General features: G+C 53.2%; 17 protein-coding genes. 9 read left to right on the top strand and 8 right to left on the bottom strand.

The window, feature by feature from the left end:
* Positions 1–6 precede the first annotated feature (6 nt).
* The 3 genes from Q4E93_RS26170 to Q4E93_RS26160 are packed head-to-tail and all read left to right on the top strand — an operon-like array spanning position 7 to position 2,750.
* Positions 7–789 (top strand): UDP-2,3-diacylglucosamine diphosphatase, encoded by a 783-nt coding sequence (locus Q4E93_RS26170; protein WP_303590410.1) that lies wholly within the window; start codon positions 7–9, stop codon positions 787–789.
* Positions 786–1,595 carry a hypothetical protein gene (locus tag Q4E93_RS26165; RefSeq protein ID WP_303590407.1) on the top strand — a complete coding sequence of 270 codons (810 nt, stop codon included), beginning with the start codon at positions 786–788 and terminating at the stop codon, positions 1,593–1,595. The genes Q4E93_RS26170 and Q4E93_RS26165 overlap by 4 nt, the downstream gene beginning before the upstream one ends.
* Positions 1,596–1,637: 42 nt before the next feature.
* Positions 1,638–2,750 (top strand): mechanosensitive ion channel family protein, encoded by a 1,113-nt coding sequence (locus Q4E93_RS26160; RefSeq protein ID WP_303590405.1) that lies wholly within the window; start codon positions 1,638–1,640, stop codon positions 2,748–2,750.
* Here Q4E93_RS26160 and Q4E93_RS26155 read toward each other — a convergent pair.
* The 3 genes from Q4E93_RS26155 to Q4E93_RS26145 all read right to left on the bottom strand — a co-directional run bounded on the left by Q4E93_RS26155 (position 2,710) and on the right by Q4E93_RS26145 (position 5,433).
* Positions 2,710–3,237 carry a thioredoxin family protein gene (locus Q4E93_RS26155; RefSeq protein ID WP_303590403.1) on the bottom strand — a complete coding sequence of 176 codons (528 nt, stop codon included), beginning with the start codon at positions 3,235–3,237 and terminating at the stop codon, positions 2,710–2,712. The genes Q4E93_RS26160 and Q4E93_RS26155 overlap by 41 nt on opposite strands.
* A 21-nt stretch (positions 3,238–3,258) precedes the next feature.
* Positions 3,259–4,377 (bottom strand): MerR family transcriptional regulator, encoded by a 1,119-nt coding sequence (locus tag Q4E93_RS26150; RefSeq protein ID WP_303590401.1) that lies wholly within the window; start codon positions 4,375–4,377, stop codon positions 3,259–3,261.
* An 84-nt stretch (positions 4,378–4,461) separates the two neighbouring features.
* The gene (locus Q4E93_RS26145; RefSeq protein ID WP_303590398.1) at positions 4,462–5,433 is read right to left on the bottom strand and encodes a M23 family metallopeptidase; all 972 of its coding nucleotides are present in this window, start codon (positions 5,431–5,433) and stop codon (positions 4,462–4,464) included.
* A 136-nt stretch (positions 5,434–5,569) separates the two neighbouring features.
* Here Q4E93_RS26145 and Q4E93_RS26140 point away from each other — a divergent pair, with 136 nt between their 5' ends.
* The 3 genes from Q4E93_RS26140 (at position 5,570) to Q4E93_RS26130 (ending at position 7,986) form a co-directional block, all read left to right on the top strand.
* Positions 5,570–5,806, top strand: a complete 237-nt coding sequence (locus tag Q4E93_RS26140) for a DUF3820 family protein (protein ID WP_303590396.1) — start codon at positions 5,570–5,572, stop codon at positions 5,804–5,806.
* 27 nt (positions 5,807–5,833) lie between these two features.
* Positions 5,834–6,844, top strand: a complete 1,011-nt coding sequence (locus tag Q4E93_RS26135; RefSeq protein WP_303590394.1) for an ankyrin repeat domain-containing protein — start codon at positions 5,834–5,836, stop codon at positions 6,842–6,844.
* Positions 6,845–6,936: 92 nt separating this feature from the next.
* Entirely contained in the window at positions 6,937–7,986 is a 1,050-nt protein-coding gene (locus tag Q4E93_RS26130) for a PDZ domain-containing protein (RefSeq protein WP_303590391.1), read from the top strand.
* Between the two features lie 49 nt (positions 7,987–8,035).
* Here the strand turns inward: Q4E93_RS26130 and Q4E93_RS26125 are convergent, their stop codons facing one another.
* Positions 8,036–8,887 carry a class I SAM-dependent methyltransferase gene (locus tag Q4E93_RS26125; protein ID WP_303590389.1) on the bottom strand — a complete coding sequence of 284 codons (852 nt, stop codon included), beginning with the start codon at positions 8,885–8,887 and terminating at the stop codon, positions 8,036–8,038.
* Positions 8,888–8,995: 108 nt separating this feature from the next.
* Here Q4E93_RS26125 and gatB point away from each other — a divergent pair, with 108 nt between their 5' ends.
* The 3 genes from gatB (at position 8,996) to Q4E93_RS26110 (ending at position 13,595) form a co-directional block, all read left to right on the top strand.
* Entirely contained in the window at positions 8,996–10,447 is a 1,452-nt protein-coding gene (gene gatB, locus Q4E93_RS26120) for an Asp-tRNA(Asn)/Glu-tRNA(Gln) amidotransferase subunit GatB (RefSeq protein ID WP_303590386.1), read from the top strand.
* Between the two features lie 17 nt (positions 10,448–10,464).
* Complete coding sequence (locus Q4E93_RS26115; protein ID WP_303590383.1) at positions 10,465–11,655, top strand: TlpA disulfide reductase family protein; 1,191 nt, start codon at positions 10,465–10,467, stop codon at positions 11,653–11,655.
* An 86-nt stretch (positions 11,656–11,741) separates the two neighbouring features.
* Positions 11,742–13,595 (top strand): T9SS type A sorting domain-containing protein, encoded by a 1,854-nt coding sequence (locus Q4E93_RS26110; RefSeq protein WP_303590381.1) that lies wholly within the window; start codon positions 11,742–11,744, stop codon positions 13,593–13,595.
* 58 nt (positions 13,596–13,653) lie between these two features.
* On the opposite strand, the gene Q4E93_RS26105 is transcribed toward Q4E93_RS26110, so the two are convergent.
* The 4 genes from Q4E93_RS26105 to Q4E93_RS26090 form a co-directional block, all read right to left on the bottom strand.
* Complete coding sequence (locus Q4E93_RS26105; RefSeq protein ID WP_303590379.1) at positions 13,654–15,177, bottom strand: RagB/SusD family nutrient uptake outer membrane protein; 1,524 nt, start codon at positions 15,175–15,177, stop codon at positions 13,654–13,656.
* Between the two features lie 17 nt (positions 15,178–15,194).
* Complete coding sequence (locus tag Q4E93_RS26100; protein ID WP_303590377.1) at positions 15,195–18,344, bottom strand: SusC/RagA family TonB-linked outer membrane protein; 3,150 nt, start codon at positions 18,342–18,344, stop codon at positions 15,195–15,197.
* Between the two features lie 386 nt (positions 18,345–18,730).
* The gene (locus tag Q4E93_RS26095) at positions 18,731–20,152 is read right to left on the bottom strand and encodes a RagB/SusD family nutrient uptake outer membrane protein (protein ID WP_303590375.1); all 1,422 of its coding nucleotides are present in this window, start codon (positions 20,150–20,152) and stop codon (positions 18,731–18,733) included.
* Between the two features lie 30 nt (positions 20,153–20,182).
* Entirely contained in the window at positions 20,183–23,248 is a 3,066-nt protein-coding gene (locus Q4E93_RS26090) for a SusC/RagA family TonB-linked outer membrane protein (protein ID WP_303590373.1), read from the bottom strand.
* Positions 23,249–23,378 lie beyond the last annotated feature (130 nt).

Below are 23,378 nucleotides of genomic sequence, written 5' to 3'. Positions count from 1 at the left end.
TATTTCATGGAGATCCCCCCCGGAAAAAAAATCTATTTTCTCTCCGACTTTCACCTGGGCGCTCCCGACCATGCCACCAGCCTGGCGAGGGAAAAGCATATCGTCCGCTTCCTCGAGTCTATCCGGGAGGATGCGGCGGAGATCTTTATCGTAGGCGACCTCTTCGATTTCTGGTATGAGTACCGTACGGTGGTCCCGAAAGGCTATACCCGCATACTGGGAAAAATGGCGGAGATCACGGACTCGGGCATACCGATGCATTTTTTTGTCGGCAATCATGACATGTGGATGAGCGGCTATTTCGAGCAGGAGCTGAATATACCCGTGTATCATGAGCCGAAGACATTTGAGTATAATGGCCGGAAGTTCTACATCGGGCATGGCGACGGGCTGGGCCCGGGCGATCATGGCTACAAGTTCATGAAGAAGATCTTCCGCAATCGTATTTGCCAGGGGCTGTTTGGGATCCTTCCGCCGGCGGTGGGTGTGGGACTGGCCAATTGGGCCAGCCGTCGGAGCAGGGCGGTCACCGGGCAGGCAGACGAGCGGTTCCTGGGAGAAGAGGGGGAATGGCTGATCGTGTATTGCAGGGAGGTGCTGAAGAAAGAGCATTTCGACTATTTTATCTTTGGCCACCGGCATCTGCCCATCGACTTTACGCTCAATGGCAGCCGTTATCTCAACCTGGGTGACTGGATCAGGTACAACACCTATGCTGTATTCGATGGACAGCAGCTGGCCCTGAAGGCGCAATCGCCGGAGATGGACCAAAAGATCATCCGAAAATGAGGGCACTCTATATTACCATACTGAGCATGTTGATCCTGCAGGGTGCATCTGCCCAGCGGGCGTCCGACTTTATGCTGAGCAAAACCATCGTAGGCGACTACACTGATTTTACGGTGGACAACCTGGGCAATATCTATGTGCTGAACGCGGGCAACCAGCTGCGGAAGCTAAGTTCCAATGGAGATTCCCTGGCTATATTCAATGACGTCCGCCGATTTGGAAAAGTCTCGTCCATCGATGTCACCAATCCCCTGAAGATAGTGGTATACTACCGGGAATTTACCATGGTCATCGAGCTGGACAGGTTCCTGAACATCGTCAATACCATCGACCTGAGGAAGCTGAATATCCTCCAGGCCAAGGCAGTAGGGCTGGCCTATGACAACAATGTCTGGGTATATGATGAGCTGGAAGCCAAGCTGAAGCGGATCGGGGATGACGGGACGCTGGTGGACCAGACCACCGATTTCCGGCTGCTGTTTGATTCCACTCCCGATCCATCGCTGCTGCGTGACCAGGGCGGCTATGTGTATCTCTATGACACGGCGAAAGGTGTCTATATGTTCGATCATTATGGAGGGCTGAAGAACCACATTGCCCTCACAGGCTGGAAGGATTTCGACGTGCTGGACAAGAGCATGCTCGGCCGGGACGCTCATTCCTTTTTGCGCTATGAGCAAGGCACGCTGAATTTACAGGAGGAGCCGATCCCTGCTTATGCAGCCGATGCGCGCCGGATCAGGATCACGCCTTCGGCGATCTATGTGCTGAAAAAAACGGGATTGGAAGTGTATTCGAATCGGTAGTGAGCCGGCTCCGGCGTATTTTTGCCCGACAATTGAACTGTAATGCACAATTTCTGGAACCAGATCGTCCTTGGCAATCCGCTTCGCGCCTATATTATTGTTGTCGCCACTATCCTCTTTGTCATCATCCTGAAGCGGTTTATCTCGCGCCTGATAGCCAGGAGCCTTTTCCGGTTGATCCGCCGGATGGGCTCGGGACTGGATAAGTCTGCATTCCTGGACCTGGTGGTGGGGCCTATCGGCACATTCCTGGTCGTGTTCGTATCTGTGTCTTCCCTGGAAAAGCTGCATCTTCCTCCTGACCTGGATTTTGATATTTACGAAGTCAAGTCCAGGACGATCATCCAGGGTATTGCCGTCATCATCATGGTGGTCAGCTTCATCTGGCTGTTGCTGCGGCTGGTGGATTTCATCGCCCTGGTGATGCGTAACAAGTCCCGCCGCAGCGGCGGACCCAGGGATATGCAGATGGTGGTGTTCCTGCGCGATTTCCTCAAGGTGATCATCGGCATCATCGGGTTGCTGATGATCCTGGACTCGGCTTTTAAAGTGGATGTCACCAAGATCCTCGCTTCGCTGGGTCTGGCCGGCGCTGCGGTGGCCCTGGCGGCGAAGGAAAGCATCGAGAACCTGATCGCCAGCTTTGTCATTTTCTTTGACAAGCCATTTACGGCGGGGGACGTGCTGAAGGTGAACAACATTTCCGGTACGGTGGAAAGGATCGGGCTGCGGAGCACCCGCATCCGGACGGATCAGAAGACCTATGTCACGGTGCCCAACAAGCAGATGGTGGACAGCATCGTGGACAACCTTACGCTCCGCACGCAACGGAAGGGCGAGCTGCGGCTGGAGATAGGACTCTCGACTTCTTCGGCGGTATTGGACAAGCTGATAGAAGGACTGAAAGAGATACTAAAGAAAGACACCGTGGAGAAAAGCACGGCATTTCTAAATGATATTACGGCATCGGCCTTTTTGATCAATGTAGATTATTTTACTGCGCCTATCACCCAGGATGAATTCAATGATGTCAAGCAGACCATCAACCTGGATGCGCTGCGTTTGCTGGAGACCCTGAAAGTGGACATTGCCGGAGCCAGTACGGATATACGGCTCAGCGGAGCGGGTCTGTCTGTGGGTTCTGCAAAGTCCTGATCAGCTCTTTTTCCCAGGGGCTGTCTTTGGAGGTGGGTGAGATGCGTCCTATTTCCCTGCCGTTCTTCAGGACGATGAAGGTAGGTATGGCGGTGATATGCATCTCTTCGGTGAGATGACGGACTGTCTTTTTTGCCGGGTCGACGCCTATCAGCGTCACCTGGTCCGCCCGGATGGCGGCAGCATCCGTCAGGGCGCAAAAGCGGGGCAGGAAATATTGCGCTTCTTCGCACCAGGTGCCTGTGAACACGAGGAACTGCAGCTGCGCGGCATTTGCCCGGACTGCGGCTACCGTGGCTGCGTTGGGGGAATAAGCGCGCAGGTTTTGATGAAACCAGGAGAAGGCTGTATCTTTTTCCAGCATATCCCTGCTGATGAGGCCTTTCAGGATCTTATGGGTGCCGTCACTGGAGACGGAGTATTCAGATTCCGCCCGGGTGAGGATGCCCAGGCCGATGATGATGGCGATGAGTAAAAGATGTTTCATTTTCTTTTGGTCTAATAAGGTTTACAATTGCGCTTTCAGTTCGAGCAGGAAGGCCCTGATCTCCTGTAGCCGCTGGATCGTTTCGAATTTCTGGTCTGCTGTCTTGTTCTTCTTAAGAAAATCCTTGGCGCCTTCGATGGTGTATTTCCGCTGCCGGAGCAGGTGATAGATCAGGTGGAGATTCTTGATGTCGATAGGTCTGAAATAGCGATCGCCTTTCTTATTCTTCTTTGGCTGAAGGATGCTGAATTCCGTCTCCCAGAAGCGAAGCAGGGACTGGTTGACACGGAACATTTCGGCCACCTCTCCCATGGTGTAATATTGTTTGCTGAACAGGACCTCGTCTTCGGGGATATTGATCAGATCGGCTTCGGCGGCCACCTGCTTCAGGGATTTGCGTCCTCTTTTGGATTTGGGTTTTTCTTTGAGCTGCGCGCTTTGAGCTGTGAGCTTTGAGCTGCGAGCTGCGAGCTTTGAGTTTTGAGGTGTGGGGGGCGCCTCGGCCTGAGCTGGCGCCGTGGGGGCTTCGAGCGGTGCGCTTTGAGCGGTGAGCACGGGGGCCGGCATTGTTTTGATCTCTTCCGCCTGAGCGATCGGGCGGGGCGTTGGTTCGGGCTTTGGCAGCGGGCCCGGTTCGGGTATGGGTTCCGGTTCGGGAGATGGCTCTGGTTCCGGCGCTATGGGCGGCGGCTCCGGCAGTGGTTCCGGTCTTGGCAGCAGCTCCATTTGCACAAATATGGGCTCTGGCGCAGGACGGGGGGCTTTGAGCTGCGAGCTTTGAGCTGCGAGCTGGGAGTTTTGAGCTTCGAGCTGTGAGCTGTGAGCTTCGAGCTGTGAGTTTTGAACTGTGAGCGGAGAGTTTTGAGCTGCGAGCGGAGCTGGTGCGGCGACAGGAGCCGGGACCGGGGTGGCGCCAGCGGGTGATGCCGTGACCGGGGTTTCTGCCGGTTTCATGGATTTGAAGCGTACCACTACGCCTGCCCGGCGGCCTTCTTCGTGGACGGCCTGCTCTTCTTCCGGCGACAAGCCATGCGCGTTATTTCCCTGTCTCCCATTCTGGGAGGCAGCGGCATTTTGGGAAGGAGCTTGCGGCTCCGCCATAGGAAAATCAAACGCCATTTGGGAAAACTCTTGCTTCATCTCGAAATCATGGGTCAAAAATCGTTCCGGTCCGTTGGTTAATGGCCCTGCGGACACCCGTATCTATTGTGAAGATACGCAGGATTAGTCAAAACTTTGATTGCTGGATGCGGCTAACTTCAACAGCCTGTCGTATTGCTCCGGCGTAATATCGTTGTAGAAATAATAAACGGGATCCACGGGATCGCCGTTGCGGTGGACCTCGTAATGACAGTGGGGGCCGGTGCTTTTTCCCGTGCTGCCTACCCAGCCGATGATCTCGCCCCGTTTGACTTTCTCCCCGGGCCTTACTTTTACCCGGAACATATGCCCATAGAGGGTGCCGTAGCCGTACCCGTGATTGATGACGACGTGGTTGCCATAGCCGTTGCCGGTGTTGCCGGCTACTTCTACGGTCCCGTTGGCCGTGGCATAGATCGGCGTTCCCTGGGGGGCGGCAAAGTCAAGGCCCGCATGGAATTTGGTGGTTTTATATACGGGGTCGATCCGGTAGCCAAAGCCGGACGCTATCCGGCTGAGATCTTTATTGCTGACGGGCTGAATGGCCGGGGTACAGGCCAGCAGCTGTTCTTTATTTTTGATAAATCCGTCTATTGCCGTGTAGGATTTTGCCTGGCTGGCCATGCGGGCGCTGAGCTTGTTAAGGGTGGTAGCCACGGAAGTATAGAGGTTTTCCTGGTCCATGCCCTGCACCAGCCGGATCTCCTGCTCCTGTTCGGCGGCCTTGGCCCGGGCGCTGTCGGGGATGGGCGCCGCCTCGAAAATGGCCCGGTAGACATTATTATCCCTTTTTTCCAGCTCCGCCATCTGGCCCTGGAGCTTTTGCACCTTGTCATTGAGGGTGTAATAGTTATCCTGGAGGGCTTCATTGCGCTGCATGAGCCGCTTCTCGTTGGCGGAGGGGAAATATTTATAGGCTAAAGACACCAGGATCAGCGCGGTAACGACGGCGGCCGACATAAAACCCAGGACACGCAGCAGGGTTACCCGCAGGGGTGTCTCCAGCTTTTCATAGCGGAGCGTATTGGTGTTATAGTAATACTTGATCTTCTTCATCCGCAAACAATGAGATTATCACAGGGTGGGATAGGACAACCAACGGTAAAACAGCTTGATTTAGTGTACATTTGGATGATTCTGCCTTAACCAGGCGCACAAATATAAATGGGGAAAACCAAAAAAAATCAAAAGATTGGATAATCCGTCACTTCAGCCCAACCCGGAGCTGCTCATGGACCTGGTCAAGATGAAGATGCCTTTCGGTAAATATAAGGATACGATCCTCTGTGACTTACCGGTGTCCTACCTGGAATGGTTTCACCGGGAAGGGTTTCCCAAGGGGAAATTAGGCATGCTGCTGGGCACCCTATATGAGATCAAGATCAATGGCCTGGAAAAATTGCTCTGGCCCCTGAGAAAAAGTTTATAATTTGCAAGGCGCATAATCAATTGCTCCATGCAGCCTTATCAAGTGGCCTCAGGTCAATACCCACTATTCGAACGGGCTGTCGACGCCCTTATCGCCGGAGACGCTCCTACCTTACAGGCAATGCTCCGGGAGGACCCTGCCTTGATCAGGGCCCGTTCCACACGCAGCCACCATGCCACCCTGCTGCATTACGTCGGCACCAATGGCGTCGAGGACGAGCGGCAGCGATATCCCCCGAACGCACTGGAAATGCTGCAGCTTTTACTGGCGGCCGGCGCCGACGTGGATGCGGAGGCAGATATGTATGGGGGCGGAGCGACCACCCTCGGGCTGGTGTCCACCAGCATTCATCCTGCTAAATCCGGGCTGATGATCCCTTTACTGGATACTTTATTAGCCGCAGGCGCCGCCATCGATCATCCCGGCGCGGGCGGCAATGGGCAGCTGGCGGTGGTCGCCTGTCTGCGCAATGGGCGACCGGAGGCTGCCGGCTATCTAACGCAGCGCGGAGCGAAACTGGACCTGGAAGGAGCTGCCGGCGTTGGCCGGCTCGACGCGGTGAAGAGCTTTTTCAATGAGGACGGCTCGCTGAAAGATCCGGGTACAAAGACGCAGATGGAATATGGCTTTGCCTGGGCCTGTGAGTTCGGCCATACGGCCGTGGTGGAATATCTGCTGGGCAGGGGGATGGATCCGGATAAGCATATGAACGGGTTGACCGGGCTTCATTGGGCTATCCTGGGCGGTCGCCCGGAGACTATCCAGCTGCTGATCCGACGGAAGATGGATCTTGAAAAGAAAAATATCTATGGCGGAACGGCGCTGGGCGCCGCCTTTTATGCAGCGATCCATAGCGACCCGGTGTACCACTGGCCGGCAGAAAGAGCCGACTATGTCGGGATCATCCGTATCCTGCTGGAGGCCGGCGCACGGATCGAACCGGGGACGCTGCAATGGCTGGAAAGGGAGCCGGGACTGTCTGTCGCTATGAAAAGCCGGATAGGAGAAGTGCTGCGGGAGTTTGGTGCGGGGAGTTAGATTTTAACATTTCCGAAAACTTTCGTATTTCCCGAATTTCCCTATATTTGATCTACGAAAATCAACGTAGATAATCTTCAAAAAAATCAGCTATGATGAAATACCTTCTAAAGACCTCCGGGATGGCAGCCTTGATCCTAATGCTGCATGCTCCTGGTTTCGCACAAGACAAAAATGAGGATGATGCGGACAGCTCCAGCGATAAGCTGGGGAATTATGATGAGATCGTCATCAAGCACAAGAGCAGCAAGGATGCCAAGGTGACGGTGGAGATCAGGGACAATAAAGTCTTTATCAACGGAAAGCCTGTCACCGAATACAATGACGACAATGTATCTGTGCGGAAGAAGAAAGTGATGGTAATGGATGGCCAAACACTCACCTTCGCCCCCTCTCCTTTCCGCAGGCATGGCGGCGCCATGAGCATCGATGGCGAAGGATGGTTAAGCAATTCCAACAGGGCATTCCTGGGAGTGACCACGGAAAAGCCGGATAAGGATGGCGTGGAAGGCGCGGAGATCCATGAGATCTCCAAGGGCAGCGCTGCTGCCAAGGTTGGCCTGAAGGTGGGCGACATCATCACCCGCGTAGATGAGATCACGATCGACGGCCCACAATCCCTATCGGAAGCGATCCACAAATACAAACCGGAGAGCAAGGTGACGCTGACCCTGAAACGGGATGGCAAGGAGCAGAAGATCACGGTGACCCTGGGAAAAGCACCGGGGATGAGTTCCGATAATTTCTACAAAATGCCGGACCTGCAGAATTTCAACTTTGATTATTCGCCAGGAATGCCGGGTGCGCCGGGTGTGCCAGGTGCTCCTATGCCCCGTGGTTACGGCTATTCTTATGGAGGCCCCCGGGCCAGGCTGGGAATCAAGGCCCAGGATACGGAAGACAGCAAGGGCGTCAAAGTGCTGGAAGTAGGTGACGAATCCGCAGCGGAAAAAGCCGGCATCAAGGAAGGCGATATCATCACCCGCTTTGATGGCAAGGAGGTCAATAGCGCTACCGAACTGGCGGAGCTGGCCCGTGCGAGCAAGGATAAATCCAGCATCAAGGTGAGCGTGAACCGCGATGGCAAGGCGCAGGAGCTGGAGGTAAGGATACCGAAGAAGCTGAAGACGGCCGATCTGTAAGGCTGAGGTATATAAAATGAAAGTGGAGGCCCCTCAGTGGGGCCTTTTTTTATACGGTTATGCGGGCAATGCTGGCGTGGGAGGGCGAAGGCAATTCATCCGTCCTGCCGGCATAGTAGGTTTGCCAGGCTTCCTGCGGCTCCAGGATATGGACGGACGAGAACCCCCGAAGCAATAGTTTCTCCCTGAGCTCCTCAGGAGTGAAAAAAGTTTGCCAGGGCTCGCCCAGTGCCGCCGCCTTATCGCCCAGGACGCTGAACTCTCTTTTCCGGGTGAACGTCAGCACCATCTCACTGCCGGCCGGCAGGGCGAACAGCCAGTCGAATACGGCGTCAATGGCCTCCATGGTCAGGTAGACCATGACCCCCAGCCAGGATACAAAGCAGGGAAGTGCGGCGTCAAAGTCAGGACGGCCAGGAGAGGAAGCGGCGGCCCGGTTCAACGCCTCTCCGATGGAGCTTGATTCGAAGTCTGTTGGAATGAAGTATAAGTTGTCGGGGATTGCCAGTCCGGCTTTTTCCAGGAGCTGCCTTTTTTGTTCCTGCGTGGCCGGGTGATCCACTTCGAAGATGCGCAGCTGTGCAAGTCCGGGTGGTTGTCGCCAGGCGTAGGTATCAAGTCCGGCGCCCAGGAGTATATATTGCCGGACACCCCGGGCATAAGCTTCCGACAAACAATCCTCTGCATAGCGGCTGCGCAGCAGGACATGGGAGCGCAGATGCGTGGCTGCCGGATCCTGATATGTGCCCTGGTGCTGAAGGATCTTTTCGTTCCATTCCGGTCCCAGCAGTCGGAGGATAGCGGGGTCATCCAGCAATTTAGGCTGACCATCAATGAGTTGATGTGCAGCCCGCAGACCGGCTACGGCCAGGGAAGTAATGCTGCTTTTATCTTTTTCCATGGGCTAAATGTAGCTCATCTGTTGGGCTGGCGGACCTTCCCCCCAGTTTTTTATCAATTGTTAAATGGGTGGGGAAATCACCCCCGAATATGGTAAATTTGCCGGGATATGTCGATCAACTATGATGCATATGAGATAGTTATAGGCCTGGAGGTTCATGCACAGCTGTTGACCAGGACAAAATTGTTCTGCGGCGACAGTGCAGTCTTCGGAGGAGATCCCAATACGCATGTGAGCCCGGTGACCCTGGGGCATCCCGGCGCCCTGCCTAAATTGAACAGGACGGCCGTCGAGTTCGCCATCAAGATGGGGCTGGCCTGTCACAGCGAGATTGAACGGAATAACTATTTCGCCCGCAAGAATTATTTCTACCCCGACCTTCCCAAAGGATACCAGATCTCCCAGCATACCACGCCTATCTGTATTGGCGGATATGTTCATATCCGCACGGCTGAAGGGGAAAAGGACGTACGGCTTAACCGCATTCACCTGGAAGAGGATGCCGGCAAAAGCCTGCATGATGTGGACCCTGAAAATACCAGCGTGGATTACAACAGGGCAGGCGTGCCCCTGATCGAGATCGTTACGGAGCCGGACCTGCGCAGCGGGGATGAGGCGTATGCTTACCTGACGGAGGTGCGTAAGATCGTGCGTTTTCTGGGCATCTGCGATGGCAATATGGAAGAAGGCAGCATGCGTTGCGACGCGAATGTCTCCATCCGTCTGAAAGGCGTGACTACCCTGGGCACGAAGGTGGAAGTAAAGAACCTGAACTCTATCCGCAACGTGCGGAGGGCGATAGAATTTGAAGCCAGGCGCCTGATCGCCCTGGCGGAAGAAGGCAAGCCGATCCAGCAGCAGACCCGGAGCTTCGATGCGGGTGATGGGACGACATTCCCCCTTCGTACAAAAGAGGAGGCGAATGACTACCGTTATTTTGCGGACCCTGATCTGCCGCCTTTCCAGGTGAGCGACGCTTTCCTGGAAGCGGTCCGTCGTTCCCTTCCCGCATTGCCTGAAGAGCTGGTGGCCCGGTATACCCGTGATCTCCAGCTGCCGGAATACGATGCCAGGGTGATCTGTGATGATAAGGAAACGGTGGATTATTTTGAAAAGCTGATCAAAGAAACCCCTCACTATAAAGCTGCAGCCAACTGGCTTCAGGGACCTGTCTGGTCAGCCCGCAATGAGCAGGGCCTATCGCTGAAAGACTTCCCCGTCACCCCTTCGAACCTGGGCCGTCTGATCCAGCTGGTGGAAGAAGGGCGTCTCAGCTTTTCCATCGCCTCCTCCAGGATCTTTCCCGCCATGCTGAAAGACCCTGCCGGCGATCCTTTGGATATCGCCACGGCCCTCAACCTGCTGCAAAGCTCGGATACCAGCGAAATTGCCGTTTGGGTAGAACAGGCCCTGGCCAAGATGCCCGATAAGGTCACGGAATACCGAAAAGGCAAGAAAGGGCTTATCGGCCTTTTTGTCGGAGAAGTAAAAAAATTGTCCAAAGGCAAGGCAGACCCCCGGCTCACCAATCAGCTATTGCTGGAAAAACTTGAAAACTAAGTCTAATCGGATATACAATGATAAAAAGATATTCAGTCCTTACCCGCAGTGTCGCAGGATTAGTGATCATCGCCCTTTTGTTGTCTGCCTGTCAACAAAAAAAGAAAGGCGGCTTTACTGTCGAGGGAGAATATAAGAATGCGGATAAGCTGGCGTTGATGGCGGGGCCTGTCGGGTATGCCTACCTGCTGGAAGTGCCTTATGGAAAAGAGCAGGCGCCTGTCATACTCGATTCCGCAAAGCTGGCCGGCAACAATGGCCGTTTTTCGCTTTCGGGCACCGTCCGCGCGCAGGAAGTATACGAGGTGGTATTCGGCAATAATGCCCTGGCTGTTCCCCTCGTGAATGACGCGGCCGACGTCAAAATAAATGTGGACCTGGGGAAGAAAGACGATTTTTATGAGACCAGCGGATCGGAAGCCAGCGCGCAACTGAGAGACCTTATCAATTTCTTTGGCAGGAAGAACTTTGAAATGGAGCAATCTATGTCCCAGCTGGACAGCCTGAAAGGCGCCAGTGCCCCGGACAGTGTTTTGCTGGCTGCTACCAATAAGAAGAACAGCGCCATCCAGGAGCTGAATACCTATCTGCGCCAATTCATCAACACGAATAACAATCCGACGCTTTGCGCGCTTGCACTGGGCTGGTCTTCCCGCAGCTTTTCCAAATCCGAGTTCGAGTCGGCGTTGAATGACCTGGTGAAAAAATTCCCCGACCATGTGGCGCTGCGGGGCATCAAGCAGGATTATGAGCAGCAGCTGGCCCAAATGGCCCAGAAGAAAGACAGCACCTGGGTAGGGCGTCAGGCGCCTGACCTGGCTTTGCCGGATCCACAGGGGCGTACGGTCTCCATCTCTTCTTTTAAAGGGAAATACCTGCTGGTGGATTTCTGGGCCAGCTGGTGCGGGCCTTGCAGGGCGGAGAACCCTAATGTGGTGCAGGCTTACAGTGAGTTTAAGCATAAAAATTTTGCTATCCTGGGCGTTTCCCTGGATAAAGAAAAGGATGCATGGCTGGAAGCGATCAAGGACGACCGGCTCAGCTGGACGCATGTCAGCGATCTTAAATATTGGCAGAGCAAGGCCGTGGAAGTTTTCCAGTTCCAGGGTATTCCTTTCAATATACTGATCGATCCCCAGGGGAAGATCATTGCGCAGGGATTGAGAGGGGATGAGCTGGAGAGTAAGTTGAAAGAGGTGTTGAATTAAAAATACCCTTAGGTACGACATAATGTAACATTGCTCCTTGTCATTAACAGGGAAAAGTTAATATTTTGTCGTCCTAAATAAACCTTATGCCTCTAAAATTCAACCTTCTTTTAGTATTTATTTCCATTGCAGGACTTACTCACGCTCAAATCTCCCCGCTGCCGGACGATGCCAATCACTTTTACTGCCCATTACAAGTGGCCGGCGCCTATAATTTTACTACCACCATCGTTCCCAGCCCATCGATAAAGCCCTCTCCGCCCGGGGTAACCATTATTAATAATATAAATGATCGAGGTGAATTCGCTCTTGGATTCCTCGATACGAAAGGAGAACATTCCATCACCATCCACGCTGGTACTGACTTCGGGCCCTACAAATTTAAATATGTGAATACGCTGGATGGCATCAAAGCAAAACTTCCTGCGCCGCCATTGCCGACGCCTCCGCCCAATTACGATGCGGTGGTGACGATCCCGCTTTGTACCACGACCGCTTTTACTTATAACTCACCGCTGGTCTTCTACCAGGATAACACAGGTACGGATTACGGCACGGCTATGAATACTTATGAGTGGCAGGTACCAAAGGGGTGGTTGGTCAACGGTACCGCCTCTACCGGCTCAAATGTTATCCTGGGCGGATCGTTCGCCACCATTACACCGGATGCTCTCTCCACGGGTACCTTCCAGGTCAGGGCCAGGAACAACTGCAGCGCTTCGTTGAAACCCAGCGAGTGGTGGAAGATCAGCATCCAACGGCCGACGATTAGTATTCTGGCCAATAATGTCAATCCATTGTCACTGTCCTGTGGCGATAACAACCCGGTGACCTTCACTATTCAAAACGCTTCGCAAGCTACCTGCGTCACTGGATTCCAATGGAACCTGGGCTCACCTAATGGATGGCTTTATGGGGGATCGGCCGCTCCCGCCACCATAACTACCACTGCCAGCACCATTACGCTGGTGCCTAATATCGGCACCACCCCGCCCGGAAATGTAACGGTAGTGCCGCTGATCAACGGCGCTCCGTCTTCCACCAATTTTATCGAAACTGTCAATTTTTCAAGCGCTATACCTTCCTACGAACTATCGGGAGCCCGTAACGTATGTATCTCCGAGGTATATGCTCTCAACAATTCCCTTGTGCAGGGAAGTTCGGTAACGTGGCAGGTAACGCCCACCGGCCTCGTCTCTGTCACCCCATTAACCCCGACCACGGTGATGCTGACCAGGAATGGGAACCAGGCGGGACCGATTTCACTTGTTGCGTACATTAGCAATCCATGTACTGGTGCGTCTTCGATGGTTTCAAAAGACAATATTTACGTCGGCCTGGCTCCGAGCCTGATAGAAGGGCCCTACGATCCTGAGATAGAGGCAACGGTATCACAAGTCTATACAAATAAGATGTATTACTTTTATGGATATGAAGCGACCACCGATCCGGAGGAGAACTACGCCTGGATGTTGACGCCGCCGCCCGGAAGCGAGAGCTTTCCAATGGGTCTCTCAGGCAACCCGGCCATGACCTCCTTCATCGACCCCGGAAACTATATCCTGACGCTTTCGAAAACGAATGATTGTGGAACAGTTGAAACTACCATAACGATCCATGTAATCAGCCTGGAGGGCTTTTCCGTCAAAGTTTCCCCGAACCCTGTCTCCAATACACTTACCATTACAGCGGAGGCGCCGCCATTCCAGGCTGATGGACAGCGGCCGCTTTCCAAGGCGCCAAAAGCACCATCGAAAAACCAGCTGACTATCGACAGGATCAACCTGTACAATGTTTCCGGAGTGCTGGTAAGATCGATTGTAACCCAATCAGTTCTGAACGTAGATGTTGACGTTAGCAAATTACATCCCGGAACTTATATCGTCGAGGTTTTCAGCGGCAAGAAAAGGAACACTCAAAAGATATCGATCCGGCATTAGTGCAAAGAGGGAGCCTTGTACGAAAGGCTCCCTCTTTTTAAATTCATCTATGCCGGCATTACGGATTCTGATCTCCGGGCTTCAGGCTTTTGTTGGCCTGCATCTCCGCCTGCGGGATCTTTAAATTAAACCTGGGGTCGTTGGCAGGGATCACATAGGCAAACGCAGCCGCATGATTGGAGTTCGTACGATCGATGGGTAGCTGTAATCTTTTCGCATCCAGCCAATCCACACCCAATTCCCCATACAGCTCCTTCCTTCTTTCCAGGAGAATTTCGTCGATGAGGGCCTGACCTGTGTTGGTCGATCTGACGGCGTTGACGTCGCGATCACTTTGCAGGGCGAATAGCACGTCATGGGCATCGGCGTCATCATTTTGCCTGGCCATGGCCTCCGCGTCTACCAGGTACATTTCGGCCACGCGCATGAGGTTGATGGATTCTTCGAGGTCCGTGGTACGCTGCTCCACCACTTCTCCGGTGAACAGCTGTACGCCTTGCCCGGATCCCTTGCCGAACTTATTGGTGGCGGCATAATCAGGCCCTGATGGATCACTGCCGGATTGGAAGAAAGTATTGCGTACATCCGTAGCCGAGAAGTTTTGCACCAGGTCCAGGCTTATATAGAATGCATCATAGCCCGACCTCGTTTGGTCATAGAAGGAGCTGGGGGTCCCATAATAGAGAGACTGTCCGCCATTGGAGGTCGTCTGTGGCAGGCCCCAGATCACTTCCGGGGAGGCCATGTCTTTATAATTGGATCGATAGTGGCTGGCGTCCAGGGCATAGCCGTCTATCGCCTGCTCCGCCGCATGTTGCGCTTCGGCCCATTTTCCCTGCTCCAGGTAGATCCTTGCGGCAAGGCCCCAGGCTACATTGATATTGATCTGATCTTTCAGGTTGCGGGAAGCGCCGAGGTGCTGTAATGCGTAGGCGATATCGCCGTTGATCTGGTCGAATGTCTGCTGCAGGGTACCCCGGGGATTGCCGGGTGTGGAAGTGGTAGCGGGAGTGGTGTAGATGGGAACACCCGGGGCGTTGGGATCCTTGCTGTAAGCCAGCTGGAATTCGCGTGCCAGCTCGAAATAAAAGAAAGCTCTCATGGCGCGCGCTTCGGCAATAATGGTGGCCTTGTCGGCGTCGGCAATGGTAGTGCTGCTTTGCGTGCCGTCGATCAGTATATTCACCTGGTTGATCAGCTCATAGAAATAGTACCAGGTGAACCGGACCCGCCGGTAGGTGGGTTCCCGGTTAGCATTCGCATAATCATAAATGAACCAGTTTTGTCTTGCCATGGTGAGGTCCTTCCCTTTTATGGCACGGGCCAGGCAAATGGAATTGTAGCTGTAGCAGTCATCAGTGCCGCCTGCGCTGCCATCGGTGCTTTGCCACTGAAGACGGAGGTTGCGGTAGATGCCCGTGAAATAGGATCGGACCGATGATACGGAAGCGAATACCTGGGCGCGGTCGCCGCTGTCGGTTGGCAGATTGCCATCGATAAAGCTTTTCTTACAGGCCCCGAACAGCACGGCGAGCGTGAGACCGAGGTATATTGTCGTTAATCTGTATTTATTGTTAAACATACGCATCGTGTTTTGAATTAAAAGGTAAGGTTAATGCCGGCGGACAATGTTTTGAAAGGAAATGCATTGCCACTGGCAAATCCATTGAGGGAAGATTCCGGATCGGAGCCTTGCTTCAGCCCATCGAAAGTGAGGAAATTGTCGGCCTGCACATAGATCCTTGCGTCCTTCACCACTTTCTGCCATTTGTCTGTGCGGATGGTGTATCCAAGCGTGACGTTGCGGAGCCGGAGATAGTCGCCGCTGTACAGGAAGCGGGTGGAAAGCTGCTCTTCGTCGTTGGCGCTGGCGTTCATTTTAGGCACATCGGTAATATCTCCCGCCTTTCGCCATGCTTTTGTTTCATCTGTGTTCATCTGGGCGCCGAAGCCGCTGAATGTGCCGTGCATCAATGAAGCATAATTGTTGTCATAGTATTTTCCACCCAATGCGTAATTGAAGAGGATGCTCAAATCGATGTTGCCGTACTTCAGCCTGGTGGAAAAACCGCCGGTGTATTTGGGAATGCCCGATCCCACCCATTTGCCGGTGGTTTGTGCGAGGGAATAATTATTGGTCTTCACCTGTTTGCCAGTGAGATTGCCGCTGGCATCCCTTTCGTCTGTCCACCAAAGGCCGTGGCCATCGGCAGGATCCACGCCGGCCCACAAAGGGAGATAGTACTCGTAAATGGATTTACCCACCACGTTGCGGAATGCGCCTCTGACAGCGAAAGTGTCGATGCCGGGCAGCAGGGTAATGATCTTATTCCTCAGGTAGGTGATATTCAGATTGACATCCCAGCTGAAGTTTTTGCTTCGAAGGATGGCATAATTAAGGTTCAGCTCTATGCCCTGGTTGCGCACTTTCCCGATGTTAGAGATGAAGGAGCCGAAGCCGACCGAAGGGGATAGGGGCTGGTTGAGGATCAGGTGCTGGGAGTTCTTTGTGAACAGGTCGAGGCTGCCTGTGAACCTGCTTTTAAAGAGCTCGAAGTCGACGCCTATGTTGGCGCTCAGCTGCTTCTCCCACTGGATCTGCGGGTTGGCCAGCTGGTTGAGATAGACGCCCGGATTGGTGAGGTCATTATAACCATAGGCGAAAGTACTGAGATAGGGAAAGTAGGTCCGGAAGCCACTGCCATCCAGCAAGGCATTATTGCCCACGGCTCCATAGGAAGCGCGGAGCTTCAACAGGCCAATCGTTGCATTCCCATTGAAGAGGCTTTCCTTGCTGAGCAGCCAGGAGACGCCGCCGGCGGGAAACACGCCATACCGGTTGCCGGGCGCAAAATTTGAAGAGCCGTCCCGGCGGACGGAGACCTCGGCGAAATATTTGCCCTGGTAATCATACCGGGCGCGTCCCAGCAGGCTCACCAGCGTGTTGGCTACCGTATAGCCGTCGAAGCTTTCCGCCACGGCGCCGCCTATCGGCTGTTGCGCGCCGCTGAATCCAAAGCCCGTCTTTGACCCGTAAAGCGTCTCGAAATTGTATTTGTATGCCTCGTAGCTGGCGATGGCTTCGACGTGATGGTCGCCGAAACGCTGGTCGAACCCCACCATATTATTAAAGGTCCAGGAGGTAGTGAGGTCCTGTTCTTTGTACGTGCGACCGCTGACGGAAGCGGCGTCGCCATAATCCTTGTTCTGGTACCGCAGCTGGTCCACATTGTTCCTGTTGATCCCAAAGCTGGTCCTGAAGTAAAATCTTTTTGTAAAATTCACCTGTGCATATACGTTGAGGTCGGTGAGGAGGCGATCGTAGGTCCAGCTGTCCAGCGCGGTGGTGCCTACTACATTGGCCAGCGGAAGCACGGGCCTGCCTGTGTTGGCGCTCTTGTTGGGATCATAGTATCCGTAATCAAATACGGGATTGCCTTTAATGTCTTTGACGATCCGTCCGCTGTCATCCCGCTCGTAGATGGGGAAGACGGAAGACATGGTCCGGCCGAAGGCTACTACGTCGCTGTAATGGCCGGTGCCCTGGTCGGGATAGTTCTGATGGGAAGTAATGATGGAGGTTCTGGCGCCTATCTGCAGCCAATCGGTGAGATCCGTGGTATAGTTGAGCCTGGCGGTGATTCTGCGGTACTGGCTTTTGGTGATATATCCATCCTGGTCCAGGTAGCCTCCGGAGAAATAGTACCTTGAGCGATCTGTTCCTCCGCTGATGCCCAGGTTGATGTCACGGCGGGCGGGGCTGTTCCTGGTCAATGCTTTTGTCCAGTCGTCATTCCATAGTAGTTTGGCGCTGGCTGCCTCGGCTGTCAGCTTGCCGTCGGGGCCAACCGGCTTGGGGATCGAAGGGCCGAAAGGATTATAACCAAATCCGTAAGGCGAGGTGAGATAGTCGGATGCCTGCTGCGGCGTCATTCCCCAATATTCCATGTAAGGCTGGAAGGTGAGCTCGAACTGTTGTTTGGTGTTCAGGTAGGAATAATCTTTTGTAGCCCGGGAGCTACGTCCATAGAGCGCCGACAAAGTGATGGAAGGGGCTGCATTGCGTTTGCCTGCTTTGGTGTTGATCAGGATGACGCCGTTGGCGGCCCGGGAGCCGTAGAGGGCAGTGGCGGAAGCATCCTTCAATACGGAGAAGTTGTCGATGTCGTTGGGATTGATCATGTTCAGGTTGCCGTCGAAAGGGATGCCGTCGAGAACGATGAGGGGGTCGGCGCTGGCGGCGATAGAGGCGATGCCCCGGATGCGAATGGTGGGGTTCTCACCCGGCTGCCCGTTGTCATTGACCACCATGACGCCGGGAGCTGTGCCCTGTAAGGCTTGTCCAACGGTCGTCACCTGCTGATTGCTGATGGCTTTTGCATCCACTACGGAGATGGCGCTGGTGACCTCGGACCTTTTCTGTGTACCGTAGGCCACTACCACCACTTCCTGCAAGCCGGAGGCCGGGGCCGGCAGCAGCACGATGGTCATCTTCTCTGAAATAGGCAGTTCCTGCGGGGCGAAATTGACGGAGGAGACCAACAACAGTTTTGCATTGGCCGGGGCGGAGATGCTGAATACGCCATCCGCAGTGGTGCTGGTGCCGCGGCGGCTGCCTTTGATCTGTATGCTGGCGCCGGGGACGGGATTGCCTTTTTCGTCCTGCACCTTGCCGCTGATGATCCTGCTTTGGGCCGTCAGTTGGCTGTATAGCAGAATAAGGGTGAAAAAAAGTAAGACTTTTCTCATAAGCTTTTGTTTTTTGAATAATTAGCTAATAGAATGGTTGCCGGTGAGTGGCAACCGGGCAAAGGAGTGTCATGGAAATTCTATATGTCCGTGGACATACGATTATCCTTTTGGAAGTTTAGATAATAACGGACGAGTGAAATACAAAGAAAGGAAGGCGATGTCCGGGGGACTTCGATAGCGTTGATTTGGCATAACAAATAGTTGCTACCGACCCCTCATGTGACCAACGGGTCAGTTGGTTAACAGTGATTTTTCAGGCATGAAACAGCCTGATTCGAAAGTAAAGTATAAAAAATAATAAGGATATGCAATTTTTTAAAATAAGAGGCCGGCTCGTACAGACGAGCCGGCCTCCATGGATCTTTTATGTAAGTGTCCGGATCTTAGTTGTAGCCGGGGTTCTGCTGGCTTTTAATATTGGCATTTGCCTGGATCTCAGACTGACCGATGGGGGATATCCGTCTGTAATCCGCATACGTGATAATCTGTACTTTCGGCGGAATGGACCCGGCATTTTGCGTGCCTCTGTCAATGTCCCATTTCAGCCTGTTGAGATCATAAAGGCGATCGCCTTCAAAAGCCAGCTCTTTTCTGCGCTCAGTCACGATGTCCAGTAAGAGCTGGGCGCCTGTGGAGGCATATCCTCCGAACGACGGGTCACGAAAGGCCATCAGGTCATTCAGGTATGTCCTGGCGTCTGCCTCGTTTCCGGGGAGGGATGATTCGGCGGCGATCAGGTACATTTCCGCCAGCCGGATGACTTTAAGATTATCCCTATCCGATGTGCTGGCGCCATTGGTGTACTTTCCTACCAGGGTGGTAGTCGCTCCTGATTTGGTCAGGCCCGGTATCAAAACAGCTGCCCTGATATCGGTGGCGCTATACAGGTCGACGAGCTGCTTGGACGCATACACGTCCTGGTAGCCTTGATAATAGAAACCTCCCAGGTCATCGGGACCGTTGTTATTAGTGGATGTTACGTCTATTTCGAACAACACTTCCGATTTATCGGATTGGGCAGCCGGGTTTTCCCAGAAGGCCTTGTACGCACCAGCTGAGTTCACCAGGGTAAATCCACTGTTATTGATCACGTCCAGGGCGGCCGTCTTTGCATTGGCGTAGTCGCCCATGTAAAAATAAGTCCGTGCCAGCAACGCCTCGATGGAATATTTGCTCAGGGTAATAGAACTCGTATAGGCAGGGGCGGTCTGGAAGGCTGTCTTCAGGTCGCTGACGATCTGGTCGTAGACCTTCTGGGTAGTCTCTCTTGTAGGAAGCAGCGTGGGATCATAATGCAGGATCAATGGTACGCCCAGGCCCGCCGGATTGTCCGTATAGGGACGGGCATAGATATTAACCAGTTTAAAATAGGTCAGCGCCCGGATGGCATAAGCCTGTGATTTGACGGCATCGACCCCGTTGCCTGTGACCTTGGCATCGATGATCTGGTTGGCGGCGAGAATCGCGCCATAAGCATATTTCCAGCCTCCATCGGGGGTTGCATCGGAAGCGGCAACCTGGTATTGGAACTGGGTCAGGTAGCGTCCTGAATTATTTACTTCAATGAAAATATTGTCGGCCTGCAGGTCGCCGAGGATGGGGAAATCCCTGCCGTACAGGCTGGTTGTCCTAAGCTGCGCATAGGCCCCGTTCAATGCCGTCTGCATGGCCGGGACATCGTTCAACGCCTGTGAGGCAGGGAGCTTATCATGGGGGTCCTGAACCAAGAAATTCTTTGAGCAGGATGTCAGCATCATCGCCGCAATGCTCAGGGTTAGAAATGTTTTATTGACTATATTCTTCATAATGATCTTCTTTTTTTAATTTAAAAATCTCTAGAATCCAACCTTTATACCAGCTGTGACAGATTTCGGCATGAATACCTGCAGATCGGCAATGCCTTCTGCACCTAATTCAGGATCGATGCCAAGGTTCTTGTCGGTGGCGAATGTCAGCAGGTTGGTGCCCCTCACGTACACCATGAGATTGGAGATCTTGGCTTTGCTAAGGATGGCCTTTGGCAGGGAATAGCCGAGCGTGACATCACGCAGACGGATATAATCGCCTTTATACAGATAGCGGGTGGAAGGACGGTTGGAAGACTTATTACCACCGAAGACAATTCTCGGTATGTCCGTATGATCTCCGGGTTTCTGCCATGCCCGCAATTCATTGGTCAGCTGGCCCATGCCGGGCAGCCTTTGTCCCTCGCTGGAAAAATAATTCTCCCAGGTGGAGTAGATATAATTGCCAAAGTTGTAATAGAACTGCGCCGACAAGGAGATCCCTTTGTAGGTAAAGGTATTGATGAAGGACCCGAAATACTTGGGCATCGCAGTCTTACCTGTCAACATGAGGGGGACAATGGCTGAGTTATTGGTAGTTGCTTTATTGGCAGTGTCCGTATACCACAGCGGATCCCCGTTGGCAGGGTCGACACCGGCCCATTTACGGGTGTAATACTCATAAATATTATGTCCTTCCGAAATATTGAACCGGGTATTATGGGGGATGGGCGCTTTGTTATACAGCTTGGTGACCTTGTTCACATTATGCGAAATGTTGAAAGTGGACTCCCAGGTGAAATCCTTCGTCACGACGGGTCTGCCGGTGAGGGAGACCTCGAAACCGCGATTATACATGCTTCCCACGTTCATCAACTGGCCGGAGTTATTAGTGTTCCAGGAAAAGCCTGCGGTGGGTGACAGCGGAACGTTGATCAGCAGGTCCCTGGATTCCTTGTTATAGTAATCGATCGAACCATTCAGACGATCTTTCCACAGGCCGAAGTCCAGGCCGATGTCGGTCTGATAGATCTTTTCCCAGGAGAGGTTAGTGTTGCCTACATTGTCGGGAATGCTTCCGACAGCGCCTCCATAGGCGGTGTTATACGCATAAGTTTGAAGAGCAGAGTAGAAGTTAAAGCCGCTTGTATTGCCCGTGCCGCCATAGGAGGCGCGGAGCTTTAACAGGCTAATCACCGGAATATCCCGAAAGAATTCTTCCTGGTTGATGTTCCATGATCCACCCACAGAATAGAACCCTCCCCATTTATGTTTGTCGGCGAATATGGAGGAGCCGTCACGGCGGTAGCTGCCTGACAGGACATAACGGTCTTTGTAATTCACCACCGCGTTTCCAAAATAGGAATTTAAGGCCATGGCCGTAGGAACGTTATAGGCTGCCGTCGGTGTGCCTGCGTTTGCCAGGTAGATCAATTGGACCGTTTGTGGAAAAGCCTGGCCTGAAGCCTGCAGGTAGGAATTGTTTTGCCTGTGCGCTTCTGTAGCCGCCAGTAGGTCCACATAGAAGTCCTTCGCGCTGGTGAGGTTGACGCGATAGTTCAATTGATTGGTCCAGGTCCAGTTGAAAATTTTCCGGTCGTTTGCCTGTCCCAACCCGCCATAAGTACTACCATCACCATAGATCGGATTCCAGTAAGAATATTCGTCTACATCCAGGTACTCAGCGCTGTAGTTACTTCTGAATTTCAGATTAGGGATGATCTGGTATTCACCCGTGACATAACCCCTGAAATTCGTCTGCTGATCCGAGTATTTGTTCCATTTTGCGGTGACGAGCGGGTTGTAATTGGAGCCTTCAGCAAATTGACCTTCCGGGTCGTGGTAACGAAGGCTTCCGTCTGCATTGTAGGGAGAAAAATAAGGGGGCAGGAAAAAGGCATCGCTGACCGGGCTGGAATATGCCGAACCTCCGGGAGGAGCATGCTGAATACTGCTGCTGCCGCTGACGCCTGCCTTGAAAGTGAGCTGGTCGCTTAGCTTGTTGACCACAGCAATGCTTCCATTGTATCTTTTGAAATAGGTGGCGATGGTGGTACCCTCCTGGTTGAAATAGCCGGCGGAAGCGTAGTATTGCGTTTTTTCGTTGCCGCCGCTCAGGCTTAAATTATATTGCTGCTGCTTGCCAGTGTGGGTAACGACCTTGATCCAGTCCGTATTGGTCTTGGTCCAATTGGGATCCAGGCCCAAGCCGTTGGTGGGGTCGATGATCAACGCGTCCGCCTCTGTATTATCAGCTGCATAACCGGCATTGATCAAAGACTGCCGGAGCAATGTCTGGTATTGTAGTGTATTTACCGGTCTGTTCCTTTTATTGGAAAAGGCAACGCTGTTCTTACCTATTTCCGTGGAGAGGTTAACCTTGGTCCTGCCGGCTTTGCCGCTTTTGGTGGTCACGATGATCACCCCGTTGGCGGCCTGGGATCCATAGAGGGCAGTAGCGGATGCATCCTTCAACACGGAAATACTTTCGATATCGTCCGGGTTCAATGCGCTCAGGGCATTGGCGGTAGTCGTATTGGTCGTAAGATCGCCTTGCAGGGAGTTGACGTTGCCATCAATGACCCACAGCGGGCTCTGCGATCCGGAGTTAAGGGAGCCGATGCCCCTGATCCTGATATCGGTGGCGGATCCGGGAATACCATTGGAAGAAGATACCTGGACACCAGCGGCGAGCCCTTGCAGCGCCTTGTCCACAGAAGCAACGGGTCTGTCTTCTATCAGGTTTCCTTTGATGGAAGCGATCGCACCGGTGACATTGGTCTTATTCTGTGTGCCGTAAGCAACTACGACCACCTCGGCCAGGTCGTTCCTTCCCGCCTTAAGTGTGATGACAAGGGGAACAGAAGACAGGTCGCGTATTTCCTGTGTGGCAAAATTAACAGAGGAAATGACCAGCACTGCCTTAGGGCCGACAGAGATGGTGAAATTACCGGTTTCGTCAGTGGCCGCGCCCTTATTGCCCCCTTTCACCTGGACAGTGGCATTAGCTACGGGTGCTCCGCGTTCGTCTGTTACTTTACCGGTGATTATCCGGTTTTGCGCCCATAACTGGCCGCATAGCAGGATAAGACTGCATAATAATGAGAGTTTTCTCATAAGCTTGCTGATTTTTTGATTATGGTTTAATGTTGACAATAGAATAAATATCCATACGAATTCCTATAGTGCTATAGCAATTCGATGGTGCGCAATAAAAAAACGGGTATTAAAAGATATGGGGGGATGT

Origin of the sequence: Flavitalea plasmicola (assembly GCF_030546645.1) — a bacterium.
Lineage (GTDB): Bacteria > Bacteroidota > Bacteroidia > Chitinophagales > Chitinophagaceae > Puia.
This window is presented reverse-complemented; position numbering and strand designations above follow the sequence as displayed.